The organism is Muricoccus vinaceus (genome assembly GCF_042433125.1).
Taxonomy (GTDB): Bacteria; Pseudomonadota; Alphaproteobacteria; order Acetobacterales; family Acetobacteraceae; genus Roseomonas; species Roseomonas vinacea.
In genome coordinates this window covers 39,488-57,301 of sequence record NZ_JBHLVZ010000036.1, presented here as the reverse complement: position 1 = coordinate 57,301, position 17,814 = coordinate 39,488, and the positions used below count along the sequence as shown (strand labels likewise).

Sequence of the window (17,814 nt, the reverse complement as noted above, 5' to 3'; positions counted from 1 at the left end):
CCACGGGCGCTTACTGCCCAAGCGCCGCATAACCCGGCGCCGCCGTGACCGGCAGGCCCAGGGCGCGGTAATCCTGCAGCTTGTTCCGCAGCGCGCGGATGGAGATGCCCAACACTTCCGCCGCACGGGTCCGGTTGCCCAGGCAGTGGGACAGGGTGCCGAGGATCAAGTCCCGCTCCACCTCCTCCATGCTGCGGCCCACCAGCGCGGCAATGCCTTCCGCGAACTCGGCCGGGGCTGACCCCGGGGGCTGGGAGGCGGGCGAACGGATCGCTGGGCTCGGCGCTGCCGTCGAGCCGCAGGCGGCAACAGCCTGGCGCCGCTCGGCGGCCGGCGTGCGTCCGGCCGACGAGGCCGAGCAGGGCTCCGCAAGATCCAGGGCCTCCAGCCCGATCTCCGGTCCTTCGGCCATCAACACGGCGCGGTGCATGGCGTTCTCCATCTCGCGCACATTGCCGGGCCAGGCGTGTGACAGCAGGGCGGCGCGCGCCGCTGCGGAGAGTGGGCGCGCCGGCAGCCCGTTCAGATCGGCGAAGCGGGCGGCGAAGGCCTCGGCCAGGGGAAGGGTGTCGCCGCGCCGCTCCCGCAGCGGCGGCAGCCGCAGGCGCACCACATCCAGGCGGAAGTAGAGATCCTCGCGAAAGCGGCCGGCCCGCACCTCGGCCATCAGGTCACGGTTGGTCGCGGCCAGGATGCGCACATCGACGCGCACCGGCAGCTTGCCACCCAGGCGGTCGATCTCGCGTTCCTGGATGGCGCGCAGAAGCTTGGCCTGCAGCCGCAGGTCCATCTCCCCGATCTCGTCCAGCAGCAGGGTGCCGTGCTCGGCCTGCTCGAACTTTCCCTTGCGCTGGGCCACGGCGCCGGAGAAGGCGCCCTTCTCGTGGCCGAACAGCTCGCTTTCCAGAAGGGATTCCGGAAGGGCCGCGCAGTTGAGCGCGACGAATGGCCCGGGAGCGCGTCGCGATTTGGCGTGGATGCGCCGGGCGACCAGCTCCTTCCCGGTGCCGCTTTCCCCGGTGATCAGAACCGATGCCTCGGCCCGCGCCACCTGGTCGGCGCGCGCGAGCACGGCGAGCATGGCCGGGTCCTGAACCACCATCCCGTGCGCCGCGTCGGCCTCTCCCGCCGCGGCCTGCAGCATCGCGGCGATCAGGTCGGCATCCGGGGGAAGGGGAAGAAAGTCGCTCGCTCCCTCGCGGATGGCACGCAGCGCCGCGGATGCTCCCCCTTCCGGACCGCAGGCCACGACCGGACACTGGATGCGTTCGCTCTGCATCGCCCGCACGAGCCAGCCGACATCGTGCATGACCTCGCACAGCGCGACGTCCGCGCCCTCCTGCCGCAGGCGGTTCAGCGCGTCGGTCACTCCGTTCACATGCGCGATGGTGGCACCGCGCGCCCGCGCCAGCCGCGCCGCCTGGCCAAGCTCCCCCTCCAGGGAGCCGATGATCAAAACGCGCGGCATGGTGTCAGCTCACCCGCTCGGTCTTGACGATCTCGGTCATCGTGATGCCGAGGCGGTTGTCGCCGACCATGACCACCTCGCCGCGCGCCACGAGCCGGTTGTTGACATAGATGTCCACCGCCTCGCCCAGCTTGCGGTCCAGCTCCACGACGGCACCGCGGCCGAGCTTCAGGAGCTGGCTCACCTGCATGGTGGCCCGCCCCAGCACGGCGCTGACCTGCACGGGGATGTTGTAGACGGCACCCAGGCCTTCGGCTCCGGGAAGCGAACGCCGGATTTCCCCGGGCGTGTCGTCCAGGTCGTCGATCGGCATGCCGGCGTTGATCTGATCAGGCATTTTGCCCTCCAATTCTCAGTGTTGGCGCATGTCGGCGGAAAGGAAGCCGGTGCTTGCAAGGATTTCGGCAACGGCGGCGCGGGCTTCCGCGGCGCGGCGCTCGGCCTGCCCGCCGTGCCAGCGAAGGGAAACATCGCCCTCGGCGAGCGCCGGATCGGCGGCGAGCGAAACAGCCGACAGCGAGGCGAAGCGCGCGGCCAGCGGCGCCACCAGCCCCGGGCAGACGCGCAGCTCGACTCGCGGCTCCTCGACCAGAAAGGGCAGGATGCGCGCGGCGAAGGCGGCCACTTCCTCCTCGGCGAGCTGCGACGCCATCGCGGGCAGGGCCGCGGTCAGCGCGGCAACCATCAGCCCGGCGACCGCCGAGGCGGACTGCTCGGCCACAACACGCGCGGCCGGCGCCGCATCGGCCAGATGCGCGGCGGCAAGGCGAAGCGTCGCCAGCGCCATCTCCTCGCGCTCCGCTGCCGCGGCCGCGCGGCCGGCCGCCTGGCCCTCGGCGAACCCCGCCGCCCTCTCGGCCGCGAGCAGGTCGGGCAGAGGATCGGGCTGGGAAACCAGCGGCGCCGCTGGACGGGGATCGAGGTCGAGCGCGGCGAAGACGTGCCGTTGCGGAACGGCCTGGATCGGCCGGGCGGGGATCGGTGCCGCCGGCATCGGCGCGCCCTGCGGCGGCCGGCGCAGCAGCAGCGCGTGGTGGCGGGGGGGAGCCTGGCTCAGCAGATCCGTGGAGGCCGTCGCGCTCAATAGATCATCTCCTCGGCATCGCCCTCGGCGAGGCGGATCTCGCCCTGGAGCGCGAGTTCCTTGGCCAGCGCCACCATGGCCATCTGAGCCTCTTCCACATCCTTCAGCCGGACCGGGCCGAGCGAGGCGATGTCGTCGCGCAGCATCCTGCTGGCGCGTTCGGACATGCTCTTCATGAAGTAGTCGCGCAGCGTGTCGGAGCTGCCCTTCAGCGCCACGATCAGCCGCTCCTTCTCCACCGCGCGGAGCAGCACGGCCACGCCGGCCGCATCGAGGCGCTTGAGATCCTCGAAGGTGAACATCAGGGAGCGGATACGAGATGCCGACGTTGCAGCGCGCTCCTCCAGGCCTGCCATGATCCGCCCCTCCGCGCCGCGATCGAGATGGTTCATGATTTCCGCCATCATCTCGTGCGAGTCCCGGCGCGTGGAGCGGGCGAGATTGGACATGAACTCGGCCTTGAGCGTCCGCTCCACGCCCTCGAGCGCCTCGGCCTGCGGGCTCTCCATGCGCAGCATGCGCATGACGACCTCCATGGCGAAGCCATCCGGCAGCAGCGTCAGGACGCGGGCCGCGTGATCCGGACGGATCTTGGTCAGCACCACGGCGACCGTCTGCGGGTACTCGTTCTTGAGGTAGTTCGCGAGCACGCCCTCGTTCACGTTGCCCAGCTTGTCCCACATGGTGCGGCCCGCCGGGCCACGCAGCTCCTCCATGATCTGCGCGACCCTGTCCCGGGGAAGGCTGCGGAGGAGCATGCGCTCGGTCGTTTCCCAGCTCCCGACAAGGGAGCCCGCCGTTCCGATCTGCTCGGTGAACTCCTTGCAGAGATCCTCGACCGTGCTGGCGGAGATGTTTCCGAGCTGCGCCATGGCGGCCGAGACGTCGCGCAGTTCGTCCTCGTGCATGCGCGCCAGCAGCCGGCCCGCTCTTTCCTCACCGATGGCCAGCATCAGAGCCGCGGCCTTCTGCGCACCGGTCAGGACGGCCAGAGGCCTGATCTGGGTCATGCTCATGCGCTGGCGTCCTGCGGTGCCAGCCAGCGGCGAAGAACGGCCAGCGTCTCGTCCGGGTTCTTTTCGATGATCTGGGTGATGTTGTGCAGGCTGGAGGCCCGGATCGAGCCGTTGACCATGGCAAGGTCGATCATCGCCTGGTCATCCTCCGCATCGATCACCGCGAGGCTGTTTGCCGGGCCCGCCACGGCTTCCGCCGGCCCCGAGGCGATGAGCGCCGACGCGGTGCCGGCCGGCAGCTTGTTCTGGCGGAGCGCCACGTCGCGCATCAGGGACTTGGACAACGGACGGGCCACCAGCAGCAGGGCGATCAGCGCCACGAGGGCAAAGAGGCTGCTCTCGATCAGCCGGGCCGTCAGGCTCGGGGTCAGCGACGGCATGCCCAGGAAGCCGGCCGCACCCGCCTCGCCCTCCTGGGCCAGGCCGGGATCGACGAAGCGGAGGGAGACGACCTCCAGACGGTCGCCGCGGGCCTCGTTGAAGCCGATGGCGCCCCGCACCAGGGCGGTGATGCGCGCCAGCTCGTCCTGCGTCCGCTCACGGTAGCGGGGGGGGGCGCCGGCCGTCTCGGGAGCTTCGCGCACATCGTCCACCAGCACCGCGACGGAGAGGCGGCGGACCGCCGGCTGCTCGCGCAGGGTATTCCGGGTCGTGCGGCCGATCTCGAAGTTGGTTGTCTCCTCCTGCCGCGATTCCTGGCTCTGCGGCCCATTGTTCTGAGGGGCCGGGGCGCCGGGAAGCTGGTTGGCGACGCTCACGTTCTGGGGTTCGCCCGAGCGGTTGCTGGCGTTGACCGAGTTCTGGCTGCGCGCGACCTGGTTCTCGGGGTCGAAGCGCTCCTCCGTCACCTGGACCCGGTCGTGGTCCATCTCGATGGTGGCCTCGGCCCGCACGCGGCCGGCACCCAGGATGCGCTCCAGCATCTCCTCGATGCTGCGCGACATGCGCATCTCCTGCGCGCGCCGCATCTCCTCCTGGGTCTGGGCCAGCCCGCCCGCACCGCCGGTGGCGGCGCCGCGGGAAAGCAGCTCGCCCCGGCCGTCGACCACCGCGATGTTCTGCGGCTTGAGGCCCGGGACGGCCGAGGCGACGAGGTGCAGGACGGCCTGGACACCCTCGCGGTCGAGCCGCTGCACGCCGCGCATCTGCAGCACCACGCTGGCCTGCGCTTCGCTGCGCTCGCGCGAGAAGGCCTCGCGGCGGGGCATGGCGAGATGAACCCGCGCGGCGGACACGCCGTCGAGGGCGCGGATGCTGCGCGCCAGCTCGCCTTCCATCGCCCGCAGCCGGTTCACGTCCTGCTGGAACGGCGTGGTGGTCAGGCTGTTCTGCCGGTCGAAGATTTCGTAGCCGATGCTGCCGCCGGCGGGCAGCCCGTCCCGCGCCAGCATCAGGCGCAGCCGCGGGATCTGGTCCTCCGCAACCAGGATCTCGCTGCCGCCGCCGCCGAGCCGGTACGGCACGCGGGCGCGGTCCAGCGCCGCGACGACCTGCCCCGCGTCGCGCTGCTCCAGCCCGCCATAAAGCAGCCCCATCGGGACCGAGCTTGTCCGCAGCGCCAGAAAGGAGAGGATACCCAGCGTCAGTGCGCCGATCAGGCCAAGAACAGCCAAGCGGACCGGGCCCAGGGCGCGAAGGGAGGCCACGAGGCGCGCCAAACCGCCGTTCATGCGGGCCGGACCTGGCCCGGGAACCGGAGCATCGTCGCCCGTTCTGGGCTGTTGCGTCGGCGCATTGGTGGGTGTCTCCGCGCGCAGGATCCTCCTGCGCCCCCGGAATTTTTCCGAAGGGCGTTTCCTGAATGTTAACGAAGACGTGATGGGGTCGCTGAGCGGCCCCGGGCGATGGAGCTACAGGCGGCGGAGGTTCCCGAACCCGACGGACAGCGAGCCAAGGCTGAGCCTGGGCTCGTCGCCGCTGCGGCTGACGCTGTCCACCGTGCCCCGCAGCGTGAAGTCCAGCGGGCCGGTGGCCGCGCCAGAGGAGTCGATGCCGGTCACCGCGACCTTGTAGGTGCCGTCCACAACCCGCTTGCCCCGGCTGTCCACCCCGTCCCACCGCCAGGACGTGGCATCGCTCCCGAGCGAGGTGGTGGCCTGCCGAAGGACGGTGCCGCTGGCATCGGTGACGGTGACGAGCGCCTGCCGGGCGGTGCCGGCCTGGCCCAGCGCCGGAAGCTGCATCTGCTGCGCCGTTCCGCTCCGGAGGGTGACGCTGTCCGACGCGACCTCGACCTGCTGCCCCACCAGCGAGGTGGCCGAGAGCATGGAGTTGGCCCGCTGCACGTCCAGCAGCGACTCCATGTTCTTGTTTGTCGCGATCTGCTGCTCAATGGACGAGTACTGGGCGAGCTGCGCCGTGAAGGCGTTGGCGTCCATCGGTGCGAGGGGGTCCTGGTTCTGCAGTTGAGCGGTGAGCAGCTTGAGAAAGCTGTTCATGTCCGCGCCGAGCTTGGCGGCGGCGCCGCTGCTCGTGGCCTGCGACACCGGGGTCGCGGCGGTGGTGCTGGAGAGGAGGTTGGTGGCAAGGGTCACGGGCTGGGTCTCCGCCTTGGATCAGAGCGCAAGATCGATTCGGCCGAGGGGGAGGCTGCGCTCCACCTTGGCGGCGAGGGATTGGCCGAGGGCGTCATCGCGCTGGCCAAGGTGGCGCTGCTGGTGCTGCGGCCTGGACTCCCGCTCGCGCGAGGGCTGGCCATTGCTCCCCCCGTCCGAGAGGCTGAAGCTCAGGTTGCGGCCGTTCTCCGTTCCGACACCGGCCTGCTGCAGCAGGGCCTGGATCGCGTCCGTGTCGCGCATCAGCATTCGAAGCGTTTCGGGCCGGTCCGCCGAAAGACGGATCTCGGCTGGCGCGTCTGGCGCCTGCTCCACGGCGATCTCCACCCGCCCCAGATCGTCCGGGCGGAGGGCCACCACGAGCCGGGACGGAGCGTTCCCCGTCCCCGACTGCGCCGAGAGGGACAGAACGGCGGGCGAGATCTGACGGGCGGGAGGAGGCGGTGCGACGGCACCGGCGTAGCCCCGCAGATCGGCGGGCGGCGCGGCCGGTGCCGCTGCGGCAAGGCCTGCGGCGCCTGGCAGGGGAATGGCCGCATCTGCCGTCGCACCGCCGGTGGAGGGTGCCACCGCTCGGGTGTCATTCACCTCGGGCTTCCGCTCCATGGCGGCATCGGCCGGAAAGGCGGCTTGCACACCCTCAACGGTCGCGCCGGCACCGGCCGCGCCCTTGGCTTCGGGTGTGATCTGTGACGCCGGCACCTCGACCGGGGATTTGGCCTGCGGTTTGGCGCCTGCCTCGGCCACCTCCATGCCATTGGCCTGGACCGGGCCCACCTGCTGGCCTGTTGCGGCAGCTGCCTGAGCGGGAGGAGGAAGCGGCGGTGCGGCGCGCAGATCCACGATCTGCGGAAACACCACGCCATCCGGCGAGGGCTGCTCCTGCTCCGGATCGAGAGGTTCGGCCTGCTCCTCGCCAGCGGGCTCCCCGACCACCATGGTGGAGGTCGGCGCGATCGGACTAGGCACTTCCTGCAGCGCTGCGAGAACCGCAGGCTTGTCCGCCAGCATCGCCGCGTCCCCGTCCTGCTGTGCGGCAACGGCCTGGTTCGCGCCGTGCGGAGCGTGCGGCGCCGTTGCGGCAGCCGTCCCGTTCACCGGCGCAGACATCTGCATCGCGCTATTCAGAGTGTCCGCGAAGGCTCCGTTCTCGCCGCCGCAGGCGGCGCGGCTGTCGGCGGCGCCTTGAGCCGGCGGTGGCGCGGAGGATGGGGCGACGATGTTGGCGAGCATGTCTTTGTCACGGTGATGGAGCTGGTGCGGGACCACACCCACATCGCGCCACGCATGAACTGCGCCACAACAAAACCGAGAAAAATCAAGGAGCGGCCGTGAAGGCTGCAGGATTTGCCGGGTTGGCGATGAGCATGTCTGAAAAAAGGGTGAAAGGCTGGCACGAGCGTTGCTCAACGCATCACATCCGGGGCCAGTTCCGATGCGAGGGCCCTTATCGCTCCACCGAGGACACCCGCCGATGTCGCTCTTCAACTCCATGACAACCGCCATCTCCGGCATGAACGCGCAATCCCGCGCGCTTGGCCACATCTCCGACAACGTGGCCAACAGCCAGACGGTCGGCTTCAAGCGGACGGACACCAACTTCGAGGATCTGCTGACGCAATCCAGCAGCCGCATCCACACGCCCGGCGCCGTTTCCGCGACGCCGGAAGCAACGGTTTCGCTGCAGGGCTCCCTGGAGATGGTGGACAACCCGCTCTCCATCGCGTTGAGCGGCAACGGCCTGCTGAGCGTCGCGCAACCCGCGGGCCGCAATCCCGACGGCTCCGTCGCTTTCGAGAACCAGCAGCTTTTCACCCGCGCGGGCGATTTCCGGAAGGATAGCTCGGGCTATCTCGTCAACGGGTCGGGCTATGCCCTCCAGGGCTGGAGCGCGGACGCCAATGGGGTGGTGAACCAGGGTCCCCTCTCCCCGATCCACGTGGATGAGACGCCGATCGCCGCGCAGCCGACAACCAAGGCGGCGCTCACGGCCAACCTGCCGAAGACGCCTGCCAGCACGGACCCGATCAAAACCCAGTTCCAGATCTACAACCCGGCCGGAGACCTGAAGACGGTTCAGCTCTCCTGGGCAGCCGGCGGGGCTCCCAACACCTGGACCGCCACCGCCAGCGACGGGACCACCAACCTGTCCTCGCAGACCCTGACCTTCGATCCCGTTACGGGTGCCGCGGCGCCCGGGAGCGCCCTGACCTTCACGGGAGACTTCGGCCAGGGCAGCCAGACCGTCACGCTGGACCTGTCGGACGTCACCCAGCATGCCGGCACGGTCTATGAGCAGAGCAAGATCACCGTGGACGGTGAAACGAGCGGGGCCTTCCGCGCCGTCGCCATCCGCGACAGCGGGGACGTGGTTGTCAGCTACGACAACGGCGCCAGCCGCACGATCGCCAAGGTGCCCGTTGTAACCTTCAGCAACCCCGACGCCCTGCAACGGATGGATGGCCAGGCCTTCGGCCTCTCGTCGGAAGCCGGGCCGATGCAGGTGCAGTCCGCCGGGACCAAGGGGGCCGGCACCCTCTCGGCCGGCGCGGTGGAGCATTCGAACGTCGATATCGCGGCGGAGTTCACCAAGCTGATCGTGGCCCAGCGCGCCTACACCGCGAACACCCGCATCGTCACGACCACCGACCAGATGCTGGAGGAGACCATCAACATGCGCCGCTGAGGCGGCGGCAAGCGAAAGGGCGGGGGATGGATCCATCCCCCGCCCTTTCTGTTTCCTGCGGCCGCCGCGCTGCGTCAGGCAGCGGCAGGAGCCTCGTTCAGGACGCCTTCGAGCGACTGGAAGGTCGGCATCAGGTCCGAAGGAACGGTCTTGCGGCCGATCTCCACGGCCACCTGGGGCGCGTTGCCGTGCAGATGCGCGATCAGCACGGCGCGCACGACCTCCAGGTACTTCGCTTCCTCGTCCACGACGGCCTTCAGGCGTGCCGCCAGGGGGCCGACCATGCCATAGGCCAGCAGAACGCCAAGAAAGGTGCCGACGAGCGCACCGCCGATCATGCCGCCGAGAACGGCGGGGGGTTGATCGATCGCGCCCATGGTCTTGATGACGCCGAGCACGGCCGCGACGATCCCGAGCGCCGGCAGGGCATCGGCGACGCTCTGCAACGCATGGGCCGAATGCATCTCCTCGTCACGGACCTTCCGGAGCTCGCGCAGCATCACGTCCTCGAGCTGGTGCGGATCGTCGGCGTTCATGCCGATCATGCGCAGGTAGTCGCAGATCAGCAGCACCACGTGGTGGTCGGCGAGGATCTTCGGGAAGGCGAGGAAGATGGTGCTTTCCTCCGACCGCTCGATATGCGGCTCCAGACCGATGGCCCCCTTGGACTGCGCGACGCGGAGCAGCCGGTGCAGGAGGGTGCAAAGGTCGACGTAATCCTGCTCCTTGTAGCGCGATCCCGTGAAGGCCTTCTTGATCGCGCCCAGCGTGTGCTTCACATGCGACATCGAGTTCGCCATCAGGAAGGTTCCGATGGCGGAGCCGCCGATGATCAGCATCTCGAAGGGCAGCGAGTGCAGGATCGGCCCGAGATGGCCGCCGGCGGCAAGGTAGCCGCCGAACACGCAGGCGAGCATGAAAACGAAGCCGCCGATCAGGATCACGGTGAGCCTCCTTCGGCACCGGTCCGGCCCGCGCGACCTTCCGGCATGATGACGAGAATGGAAGTGCGTCGGTTGGCCGCATCCGCCGGGCGTTCCGGCACGAGCAGTTCACGATCCGCTCGCCCGGCGACGCCGCGAACGCGATCTTCGTTGACGCCCGATTCGACCAGCAAGCGCCGCGTGGCGCCGGCGCGGTCCGAGGAAAGGTCCCAGTTCGAGCGATCCGTCGCGCCTCTGAACGGGGTGGAGTCGGTGTGGCCGGAAATCTCGACGGCATTCGGAAGCTTGGCGACCACATTGGCCACCCTCATCAGAAGGGCCCGGCCACGTCCGTTCGGTGCCGCCTGGCCGGCCGCAAAAACCGGCTGGCGCTCCGCATCGACGATCTGGATGCGCAGTCCCTCGGGAACCTGGTCCAGGATCAGTTGCCGGGCGAGATCCGCCAGCTGCGGATCGTTGCCGACGGAGGAGCGTATTTCCTCCGCGGCCTGCATCAGGGTGGTGCGAGCCGCCTGCGCGCGGGCGGCGGCGTCCTCGGCGGATGCGGATTGCCGCTGGCCCGCCATCGCCGCCGCTGCCTGCTGGTCGACGCTGGACTGGCCAGCCAGCTGCGCCTGCGAGACGAGGTAGCGGAGCGTCGCCGTGGTCCGCGGCGCTGCCTCCTCGGTGTCGAGGTCGTCGTCCTTCTCGGAGGATCTCTGAGGGGCCGCGGCCAGGCCATTCTGCAGCCCGCTGGAGGGAGGGCTCTCGCCAGCCAGGTTGCGGCTGCTGTTCATCGTACGGCCGCCGAAGGGCTCGCCCGAGCCGGAGGCCGCGCGCCCCAGGATGTTGGTTGGCGCGAAGTAGTCGGCGAGGCCGCGGCGCTGCGCGTCGGTTGTCGCGTTGATCAGCCACATCAGAAGGAAGAAGGCCATCATCGCCGTGACGAAGTCCGCATAAGCGATCTTCCACGCGCCGCCGTGATGCCCCTCCTCCCCGGCCTCCTCGCGCCGGATCACGATCACGGGCCGTTCGTTGGACTTGCCCTTCTGCTTGCTCATTCAGCCTGTCTTCCTAGGGCCACGGAGGGAAGGTGACGGCCTTGCCTCCAGTGCCGGGCGCAGGCGGACTGGGAGGCCTCGGGCGGTCTCAGGCGGCGATGGCGAGGTGCGCGCGCTGCTTGCGGGGCTTGCCCGTGCTGAGATGCTGGCGAGCGAGGGCGACCTCGGCCTCGGACGGCTCACGAAGGCTGTAGCCGCTGCCCCAGACCGTCCGGACGATTTCGGCGGCACCGGCAGCGGCAAGCTTGCGGCGCAGCTTGCAAACAAAGACATCGAGGATGCGTGCGTTCGGGCCGTCGTTCTCGTTGTAGGCGCGGCTCATGAACAGTTCCTTCGTCAGCAGCACCCCGCGCCGAAGCATGAGCGTTTCCAGCACGTCGAACTCACGCGTTGTCAGGCGCACCGCGTTCCCGTCGACGGCCACCCTGCGGCAGCTCTGGTCGAGGGTGACGTTGCCGCAGCCCAGGACCGCAGTCTTATGGCCGAGGATCCGGCGCTGAATTGCCTGAAGACGCACAACCACGAGTTGCAGGCTGATCGGCGTGGTGAGGACATCGTCGGCACCGAGATTGAAGGCTTCCTGCTCCTCTTCCATCCGAAGTTTGCCGCAGAGGATCACCACGGGCACCGAGAGCCCGCGGGCGCGGATCTCACGGATGACAGGAAGGGCTTCGGTGATGGACCCCGCTGCCTGCAACAGCACGGCATCATAAGATCCATCGAATACAGCAACTTCCGGAGCTTCCCGGAATGGCGTCACTTCGTCACAGATGTGACCGAGCTGGGAAACCGAGTTGCACAGCTTCTGTGCGTCTGCGGTGGAGGCAATGAGGATGCGCATGGGCGGCCTTGCGATGTTCCCTGGATGCCAAACTTTCTGGCCGTTCCGCCCTGTCCGCGGCACCGACCTCACAGTTCCGTGTGTTAATAACCTCGATGCGCCGCCGCAAGCATAGGTTGAGGGGACTGACTTTTCTCTACGTTAACGCCTCATTTGTAATGATACATATTCCTATTGTAGGGGCTGCTTTTCTGATCTCAGGAAGGGAGTTTCTCCCGCTCTATCCGCAGGCGGAGGGCAATGCCCCGGCATGCGCCTGACGTGTCGGCCACCGCTTCGAGCTCCGAAGCCAGCCGCTCAAGCTCTGCCGGATCCAGCCCGCTCCCTCCCCCATCCATGAGCAAGACCTGCAAGCGCTTTACCAGGGCCAAGGCATCGTCAATGACGGCGCGTGACGAACGGGGGGAGCGCGGCCGGTCCTCCGGGCGAGCCGAAACCGCCAGGAGGCCGAGAGATTCGACGCCCGTGGCCGTTTCTGGCTGTGTGTTCGCGCCCACCGGCTGATCCGCCGCAAGAAGGGCGCCGAACTCGCCGGAACTGGAAGCGCGCCGCTTTGCCGCCACCTGGCCGGTCAGAGAGGCGGGAACGATAAAGGACAGCGGAAACGAATTCATTGGCTCAGCCCTGCTGAGGTAAGGCTTGCTTATTCGCGGCCTCTGTTGCCGCCTTATGAATGTATCTCAGAGATATTCATTTTGTTTTCGATACATTATCGTTTGGCCCATCGGATGTGCTGCGGCCAGCGCCCTCATCCCTTGTGCCACCAAGCCCGGGCTCGCTGCCGTCGAATGGCATGGCACTTGCGCAAACGGCAATATGTGCCTGCCATTTCTCTCCCGCACCCGCCTCACCGTGCTTGCCGCGCTCCTGTTCGCGCCAGCCGGCGCGATGGCTCAATCGGCGCTGAGTTGCCGCCAGGCGATCGAGGTAGCAGAGCGAGAATTCAACCTTCCCCCGCGTCTGCTCGCGGCGATCGCGCGCGTCGAGTCCGGCCGCCGGGATTCGGCAACGGGCCAGGTCGATCCCTATCCCTGGACGATCAACGCGGAGGGGCGCGGCAGCACCTACCCATCCAAGGCGGCAGGAATTGCCGCCGTGCGGGAAATGCAGGCCGGCGGAATGCGCTCGATCGACGTGGGCTGCATGCAGATCAACATGCGGCACCACCCGAATGCCTTCAGCAGCCTGGAGGAAGCCTTCGAGCCACTGACGAACGTCCGCTATGCCGCCAGCTTCCTGCGCAACCTGATGGCGGAAAAGCAGGACTGGCAGCAGGCGGCCGCGAGCTACCACTCGCGCAACCCGGAGTTCGCCGTGCCTTATCTCAACCGGGTGCTCGCCGCCTGGGAGCAGGAGAAACGGGCGCCCCAGGCCACCCCCATCGAGATCGCCGCGGCCGCCGCACCCGCCCCCGCGCCGGCGGCGCCTCCGCCCGCCCTGCCCGCCGGCTTCGGCGCGATCGGCGGGGGGTTCTTCCTCTCCAATGGCGCGGAGCGCGCTCAGGTGCTTCCCCTGGTCGCACCTTCCGCCGCTGCCGCGCCAGCCGCTGCCGGCAGCGGATCCGGCCGCGGGCTCGATGCCTACCGTGCGGCCCCCATCACCGTGGCCGGCCGCGCGTCGGCAGGGGCGATCGCCTCGATCGCCGTGCCGCCCCAGAGCCGGCGCCTGTTCTGAGATGGTGGAGCAGGCAGACCATCAGTGTCGGGATGACCCTGCGCACAGTGGCGATAAGGGCGCCTCGCGGCCAGGCGCCACCTGACGCCCCGGGGTCCGCCCCACCAGCCCTGCTGGCCACGCCGCGTCCCTCGTGCTCCGGATACAACGCCGCCCAGGCTCGCAACCCCGTGCCGCCCTGGAGGGCGCCCGAGGTCAGCGCAGGTAGCTGGTAAGGGTCAGGTCGCCGAGCATGGCCAGGCTCTTGTAGCTGGCCTGCAACTGCGTCTGTGTGGCCTGGAGGCGAATAAAGGCCTCAGCGGGGTCGACCGCTTCCAGGTCGCCCAGCTGCTGTTCCAGCTGGTTCCCGATCTCGGTGTTCTCGGCACGCGCCGAGTCCAGCCGCTTCTGAGCGTAGCCCAGCGCCCCGGCTTCGTTGTCCACGCGCTCCCTGGCCGAGCGAAGAACACCGATGACGCCCTGCAGCACGGCCGAAACGTCGCTCTCGGCCGGGGCTGCATCCAGGTTGGCGAGCACGCTCAGCCCGTGCAGCAGGTCGCGCGACCAGGACCCGGTGCTGTCCTTGCCAGGGGGAAGCGCCGCCGCGTCCCGGTTCGGGTAGAGGCCGATATCGACCCGCACGCCGTCCGCCACGGTCACGTTGCGCCGGGGATCGTCGATCTCCCCGCGCGCGGCCGCGGCGGCGTGGGCGGAGAAGGGCGTGATGGCCGGATCGTTGCTACCCGCCAGGGCACGCGTGTTCGCCAGAACCGCCGCTGCGCCGCTTGTGCCGAGTTGGGCCATCTGATCGCGGATGCCCGTGTACAGGCCGGAGCCGAAAATCTCCTCGGGGCTCATGATCGGGTCGGCCTGGAGGTCGCTTCCGCCGAACACCGCCTCACCCTGGTAACGCTCGCGAAGCAGGCCCGTCACCTCGCTCAGAGCCTTGCGGGCGTTCTCCGCGATCAGGCTCCGGTTCGTGCTCATGGCTCCCAGCCCGTCGGCCGCGGACGCGGAGATGGAGCTCGCGATGTCCGAGAACCGGCCGAGGATGGTCTGCGCGAATGAGGCGCGTCCCTCGGCCTGGCCGGCATTGGTGGCCAGGACCTCCCGGCGGGAAAGCTCGCTCCGGAGATTGACGGATCGCCGGGCATCGGCGCCGAGGCCGGCATAGCTGTCCGCCCGCATGCCGCTGGCGGCCTGCCGTGTCTCCTCGTTGAACCGGGCGCGAAGCTGCACCGCGGCCTGCATGGTGCTGTCCAGCCCTCGGAAGCCACTGATGGCCATAACAGGCTCTCCTTACCGCACTGATGCCAGCAAAGCGTCCCACATGTCCTGAACGGCGGACATGACGCGCGCATTCGCCGCGTAGGCGTTCTGAAGCTGCACCATGGATGCCATCTCGGCATCCACGTCCACGCCCTCGCGCTGCTGGACCAGGGTGCCGAGCTGGGCACGGACGGCGGTGGCCTGCCCGGCGTCACCCTTGGCCGCGGCCGCTTCCGCGCTCTGCCGCCCCGTCACGGTCGCCGCGAAGTCCGTGATCCGGCCGGATGTCGGTGCGCCCGTGCTGATGGTTCCGCCGGGCCCGAGGCCGGTTCCGGGAATGGGCGGATGCGCCACGCCTGCGGCCGACTGCGCGCCGAAGGCGTAGTCGTTGACGCGGTCCAGAAGGGCCGTGAAGCCGCTCGGGCCATTGGCGGGATTAGGCGTAAATCCGCCGGACGCCGCGGTGCCGTCGCGGAGCAGGCGGGGCTGGCCTGCCACCTCAGGGTTGATCTGGATGCGGCTGGCGAAGCCCGCCATGGCCGGGCCCGCACCGGGGGCGGACGGGTCGGGCGCGGGGCTGCCGCCGGCATCGGTGAACAGCCGGAGTCCCTGCTTCTCCAGCCGTCCCGCCAGTGTGGCGGCGGTTACGTCGAGCTCCGCCTGCATGCGCGGTATGGTTTCGTCGCGCAGCTTGAAGCCTTCGCCGATGCGGCCGCCCAGCCCACTCGTCGCGGAAAGCGGCACACCGTTGACGGCCAGCCCCGGCAGCCGCCCGTCGGGCTTCCCGTGGTAGTCGTGGTCACTCACGGTGACGTCGGCGAGACTGAGCGGGCTGGCCTCCGGATCCAGCGGCAAGGTGGCGCCGCTGGGCAGCATCAGGGTGATGCCGCTGTTGCTGGCCGGCACCGGCGTGATGTCGAGAAGGCCGGACAGGCTCGAGACGGCCGCGTCCCGCTGGTCCAGCAGCTCGGCGGCGCTCCGGCCGGCGGCGACCTCGTTGCGGACCAGGCGGTCCAGGCGGGAAACGTCGCGCAGCAGCCCGTTGGCGCTGTCCACATCGTCACGCAGCCCGTCCTGCACGCCCTGCCGAGCCTGGCTCATGCTGGAGCCGATGGTGTTCATCCGCCCAGCCAGGGACCGGGCCGCCTCCAGCGAGGCCGTCTGCTTGCCGCCATTGGCGGGATCGTCGGACAGGCTGGTGAAGCTATCCCGCAGCGCGCCCATGAGGCCGCCGATGCTGGAGCCGTCCGAAGGGTCTCCCTGCAGCTGGGACAGGCGGGCCAGGGTGTCGTTGCGCAGCCCCGCGGCCGCTTCCTGTCCTGTCGCCCGGCGCATCTCGGACCGCATGACCGGGTCGATGTCGCGCTGCGGGTCGAGCGTGCGCACGCCGCCCATGGTGAGCGACAGGCCGTCCACCTGCTTGCGCGAATAGCCCACCGTCGCCGCGTTGGCGACGTTGTTCGAGGCGTTGGCGAGCTGCCGCGAGGCGAGCCGCAGTCCGCTGCCGGCGTTCAGGAGAGCGGTGTCGAGGCTCATGGCGACATACCCCTCGTGAATCGTTAACCAGCTGTTAACGCCCCGCGTGATCGCCGAAGATAGGCGGCCCGGCCCCGGGGCAAGCGTCGCGGGGCGCGCAGGACCCGTCTCAGGCCGTGAAGGAAAGGCCTGAGTTGGATGCCGTGATCAGGTAGCGCTGGATGACCTTCTCGCGCTTCTTCGGATCACTGAACTGATCGACATTGAAGCGGGCCGAGAGACTGCGCGCCTGCGCCTCGACCGACTGCAGCGCCAGCTCATCCGGAAGCCCGGCGATGGTGGTGGCGACACGGCGCATCACCTTGTTGCCCAGAACCGTGTAGATGTCGGTCTTGGTGTCCGACAGGCCCTGGATGGTGAGCGCATCCGAGACGACCCGGCTTTTCTCGGAAATCGCCGAAAGGCGCTTGTACTCGACAAGTCCGTCCGAGATGACCTGGCGGAAAGCGGGGTCCTTGAGCTTCTTCAGGCCCGAGGCGGTGAAGTCCAGCTGAACGGCGGCTGCGGACCAGCGCTGATCCGAAAGCTGCTTCGTCAGGCTGGTCGCCTTGGACGGATCCGAGGTCAGCGCCTTGATGGCCAGGCCCGCGTTGTCGACCTGATCGGCCAGGCCGATCCCCTGAAGCAGAACCCGCCGCGCTTCGGGGTTGCGCAGCAGATCCTCCGGCGTCCTGGCCTTGTCGACTGCCTTGAACAGTGATGCGAGATCACGCTTGACGGTCGGATCCGCGCGCAGGCGCTCCGTTTCCTTGCCCGCGTTCTTCAGCGATTGGTTGTAGAGAGCCACCGTGTCGGCGGAGGACAGGGATGCCGTCGGGGCCGCACCCGATCCGCCGAACAGAGTCAACAGGTACGGGTTGGCGGCCATGCTTCTCGCGCCCTATGGATGGCCGGCGTAGGCCAGCACCGCGTCGTCATGGGCGAAAAGCCGGCGCACGCTGCGCATGGCTTCCCAGCAATCGCCGCGTTCCAGCGCCGCGATGGCGGTAACCAGGATCGTTCGGGCGATCTCGGAGGTGGTGGCGGCGGAATAGTCGTCGGCGAGTTCGCGTGCGGCCGCGATGTAGTCGGGCCGTCCGGCCTCCTCCGCGACATAGGCTGCCTGGATCGCGAAATAGACGCGCCGTGCGGGGGTGCGGGCTTCCTCCTGCGTCATGATCTGCTTGCCGAAGAGGAATTGCGCGCGGTTGCCGAGCATGACGCTGGTTCGCGTCCGGAACTGCAGGGCTGCGCCGTTCACCAGCATGCGGTCGCCCGCGCGCAGGTCCAGCACCAATCGCCCGGAACCAGGAGGGCGAACTTCGGATTTCTGGGTCATGCGGCCGCCGCCTCGGCATGGGTCTTGGCCGTTACCGGCCGGGTGCGCAGCCCTGCGGCGAAATCGTCGCAGATGCCGGCGAGGAAGGAAAAATCGGGCGCTTCGCCCTCGATGTCCGCCAGGGCCACCCGGGTCACGGAGGCAATGGCGCCGCGCAGCCCTTCGGGCAGGGCGCAGGATGGGTGAAGCACCAGGGCATACAGGGCCGTGAAGAGCCGGCTCGCATCGGCGCGGGCACGAACCCGGTCCATGCTGGAGCCGCTGAGCACGGCTGCGCGAAGGCGGCCGGAAAGGGTCGCGTAGACCTCCGCCTCCTGCTCGCGCAGGGATCGCGTGGCCTGAACCGCGCCATAGGCGCGCAGTGCCTGGGAAGGGGATGGGTGCACGATGCCAGCCTCTCGTTT

The 17,814-nt window shown here is 69.0% G+C and carries 18 protein-coding genes; 2 read left to right on the top strand and 16 right to left on the bottom strand.

The window, feature by feature from the left end; genetic code table 11:
- Nucleotides 1-10: 10 nt before the first annotated feature.
- The 7 genes from ACFFIC_RS14045 to fliK form a co-directional block, all read right to left on the bottom strand.
- On the bottom strand, nucleotides 11-1,468 hold the full coding sequence (locus ACFFIC_RS14045) for a sigma-54 dependent transcriptional regulator (RefSeq protein WP_377051338.1): 1,458 nt from the start codon (nucleotides 1,466-1,468) through the stop codon (nucleotides 11-13).
- A 4-nt stretch (nucleotides 1,469-1,472) separates the two neighbouring features.
- On the bottom strand, nucleotides 1,473-1,805 hold the full coding sequence (gene fliN, locus ACFFIC_RS14040; protein ID WP_377051336.1) for a flagellar motor switch protein FliN: 333 nt from the start codon (nucleotides 1,803-1,805) through the stop codon (nucleotides 1,473-1,475).
- A gap of 15 nt (nucleotides 1,806-1,820) precedes the next feature.
- Nucleotides 1,821-2,552 (bottom strand): hypothetical protein, encoded by a 732-nt coding sequence (locus ACFFIC_RS14035; RefSeq protein WP_377051334.1) that lies wholly within the window; start codon nucleotides 2,550-2,552, stop codon nucleotides 1,821-1,823.
- Nucleotides 2,549-3,568: a flagellar motor switch protein FliG gene (gene fliG, locus ACFFIC_RS14030; protein WP_377051332.1), complete on the bottom strand. Its 1,020-nt coding sequence runs from the start codon at nucleotides 3,566-3,568 to the stop codon at nucleotides 2,549-2,551. The genes ACFFIC_RS14035 and fliG overlap by 4 nt, the downstream gene beginning before the upstream one ends.
- On the bottom strand, nucleotides 3,565-5,238 hold the full coding sequence (fliF, locus tag ACFFIC_RS14025; RefSeq protein WP_377051330.1) for a flagellar basal-body MS-ring/collar protein FliF: 1,674 nt from the start codon (nucleotides 5,236-5,238) through the stop codon (nucleotides 3,565-3,567). The genes fliG and fliF overlap by 4 nt, the downstream gene beginning before the upstream one ends.
- Nucleotides 5,239-5,418: 180 nt before the next feature.
- Nucleotides 5,419-6,102 (bottom strand): flagellar hook assembly protein FlgD, encoded by a 684-nt coding sequence (locus ACFFIC_RS14020; RefSeq protein ID WP_377051328.1) that lies wholly within the window; start codon nucleotides 6,100-6,102, stop codon nucleotides 5,419-5,421.
- 21 nt (nucleotides 6,103-6,123) lie between these two features.
- On the bottom strand, nucleotides 6,124-7,638 hold the full coding sequence (gene fliK / locus ACFFIC_RS14015; protein ID WP_377051326.1) for a flagellar hook-length control protein FliK: 1,515 nt from the start codon (nucleotides 7,636-7,638) through the stop codon (nucleotides 6,124-6,126).
- Between fliK and ACFFIC_RS14010 the strand changes: the two genes are divergently transcribed.
- Nucleotides 7,598-8,809, top strand: a complete 1,212-nt coding sequence (locus tag ACFFIC_RS14010; protein ID WP_377051324.1) for a flagellar hook protein FlgE — start codon at nucleotides 7,598-7,600, stop codon at nucleotides 8,807-8,809. The two genes, fliK and ACFFIC_RS14010, sit on opposite strands and share 41 nt — an antisense overlap.
- Before the next feature lie 74 nt (nucleotides 8,810-8,883).
- On the opposite strand, the gene motA is transcribed toward ACFFIC_RS14010, so the two are convergent.
- The 4 genes from motA to ACFFIC_RS13990 form a co-directional block, all read right to left on the bottom strand.
- The gene (motA, locus tag ACFFIC_RS14005) at nucleotides 8,884-9,753 is read right to left on the bottom strand and encodes a flagellar motor stator protein MotA (RefSeq protein WP_377051322.1); all 870 of its coding nucleotides are present in this window, start codon (nucleotides 9,751-9,753) and stop codon (nucleotides 8,884-8,886) included.
- The gene (locus ACFFIC_RS14000; protein ID WP_456306935.1) at nucleotides 9,750-10,793 is read right to left on the bottom strand and encodes a flagellar motor protein MotB; all 1,044 of its coding nucleotides are present in this window, start codon (nucleotides 10,791-10,793) and stop codon (nucleotides 9,750-9,752) included. The genes motA and ACFFIC_RS14000 overlap by 4 nt, the downstream gene beginning before the upstream one ends.
- An 88-nt stretch (nucleotides 10,794-10,881) precedes the next feature.
- On the bottom strand, nucleotides 10,882-11,634 hold the full coding sequence (locus ACFFIC_RS13995; protein WP_377051318.1) for a response regulator transcription factor: 753 nt from the start codon (nucleotides 11,632-11,634) through the stop codon (nucleotides 10,882-10,884).
- 197 nt (nucleotides 11,635-11,831) lie between these two features.
- Nucleotides 11,832-12,248, bottom strand: coding sequence for a hypothetical protein (locus ACFFIC_RS13990; RefSeq protein ID WP_377051316.1), 417 nt, complete (start codon nucleotides 12,246-12,248; stop codon nucleotides 11,832-11,834).
- A gap of 202 nt (nucleotides 12,249-12,450) precedes the next feature.
- Here ACFFIC_RS13990 and ACFFIC_RS13985 point away from each other — a divergent pair, with 202 nt between their 5' ends.
- The gene (locus tag ACFFIC_RS13985) at nucleotides 12,451-13,308 is read left to right on the top strand and encodes a lytic transglycosylase domain-containing protein (protein ID WP_377051314.1); all 858 of its coding nucleotides are present in this window, start codon (nucleotides 12,451-12,453) and stop codon (nucleotides 13,306-13,308) included.
- A 195-nt stretch (nucleotides 13,309-13,503) separates the two neighbouring features.
- On the opposite strand, the gene ACFFIC_RS13980 is transcribed toward ACFFIC_RS13985, so the two are convergent.
- The 5 genes from ACFFIC_RS13980 to ACFFIC_RS13960 all read right to left on the bottom strand — a co-directional run bounded on the left by ACFFIC_RS13980 (nucleotide 13,504) and on the right by ACFFIC_RS13960 (nucleotide 17,796).
- Entirely contained in the window at nucleotides 13,504-14,574 is a 1,071-nt protein-coding gene (locus ACFFIC_RS13980) for a flagellin (protein WP_377051312.1), read from the bottom strand.
- Between the two features lie 12 nt (nucleotides 14,575-14,586).
- Complete coding sequence (locus tag ACFFIC_RS13975; protein WP_377051310.1) at nucleotides 14,587-16,092, bottom strand: flagellar hook-associated protein FlgK; 1,506 nt, start codon at nucleotides 16,090-16,092, stop codon at nucleotides 14,587-14,589.
- A gap of 109 nt (nucleotides 16,093-16,201) precedes the next feature.
- Entirely contained in the window at nucleotides 16,202-16,960 is a 759-nt protein-coding gene (locus ACFFIC_RS13970) for a DUF1217 domain-containing protein (protein WP_377051308.1), read from the bottom strand.
- 12 nt (nucleotides 16,961-16,972) lie between these two features.
- On the bottom strand, nucleotides 16,973-17,410 hold the full coding sequence (locus ACFFIC_RS13965) for a flagellar biosynthesis repressor FlbT (protein WP_377051306.1): 438 nt from the start codon (nucleotides 17,408-17,410) through the stop codon (nucleotides 16,973-16,975).
- Nucleotides 17,407-17,796, bottom strand: a complete 390-nt coding sequence (locus tag ACFFIC_RS13960) for a flagellar biosynthesis regulator FlaF (protein ID WP_377051304.1) — start codon at nucleotides 17,794-17,796, stop codon at nucleotides 17,407-17,409. The genes ACFFIC_RS13965 and ACFFIC_RS13960 overlap by 4 nt, the downstream gene beginning before the upstream one ends.
- Nucleotides 17,797-17,814: the final 18 nt, after the last annotated feature.

Coding starts and splice junctions, on each gene's coding strand:
- ACFFIC_RS14045 (WP_377051338.1), bottom strand. CDS start 1,468: ATGCCGCGCGTTTTGATCATCGGCTCCCTGGAGGGGGAGCTTGGCCAG.
- fliN (WP_377051336.1), bottom strand. CDS start 1,805: ATGCCTGATCAGATCAACGCCGGCATGCCGATCGACGACCTGGACGAC.
- fliG (WP_377051332.1), bottom strand. CDS start 3,568: ATGAGCATGACCCAGATCAGGCCTCTGGCCGTCCTGACCGGTGCGCAG.
- fliF (WP_377051330.1), bottom strand. CDS start 5,238: ATGAACGGCGGTTTGGCGCGCCTCGTGGCCTCCCTTCGCGCCCTGGGC.
- ACFFIC_RS14010 (WP_377051324.1), top strand. CDS start 7,598: ATGTCGCTCTTCAACTCCATGACAACCGCCATCTCCGGCATGAACGCG.
- fliK (WP_377051326.1), bottom strand. CDS start 7,638: ATGCCGGAGATGGCGGTTGTCATGGAGTTGAAGAGCGACATCGGCGGG.
- ACFFIC_RS14000 (WP_456306935.1), bottom strand. CDS start 10,793: ATGAGCAAGCAGAAGGGCAAGTCCAACGAACGGCCCGTGATCGTGATC.
- ACFFIC_RS13995 (WP_377051318.1), bottom strand. CDS start 11,634: ATGCGCATCCTCATTGCCTCCACCGCAGACGCACAGAAGCTGTGCAAC.
- ACFFIC_RS13990 (WP_377051316.1), bottom strand. CDS start 12,248: ATGAATTCGTTTCCGCTGTCCTTTATCGTTCCCGCCTCTCTGACCGGC.
- ACFFIC_RS13985 (WP_377051314.1), top strand. CDS start 12,451: ATGTGCCTGCCATTTCTCTCCCGCACCCGCCTCACCGTGCTTGCCGCG.
- ACFFIC_RS13980 (WP_377051312.1), bottom strand. CDS start 14,574: ATGGCCATCAGTGGCTTCCGAGGGCTGGACAGCACCATGCAGGCCGCG.
- ACFFIC_RS13975 (WP_377051310.1), bottom strand. CDS start 16,092: ATGAGCCTCGACACCGCTCTCCTGAACGCCGGCAGCGGACTGCGGCTC.
- ACFFIC_RS13970 (WP_377051308.1), bottom strand. CDS start 16,960: ATGGCCGCCAACCCGTACCTGTTGACTCTGTTCGGCGGATCGGGTGCG.
- ACFFIC_RS13965 (WP_377051306.1), bottom strand. CDS start 17,410: ATGACCCAGAAATCCGAAGTTCGCCCTCCTGGTTCCGGGCGATTGGTG.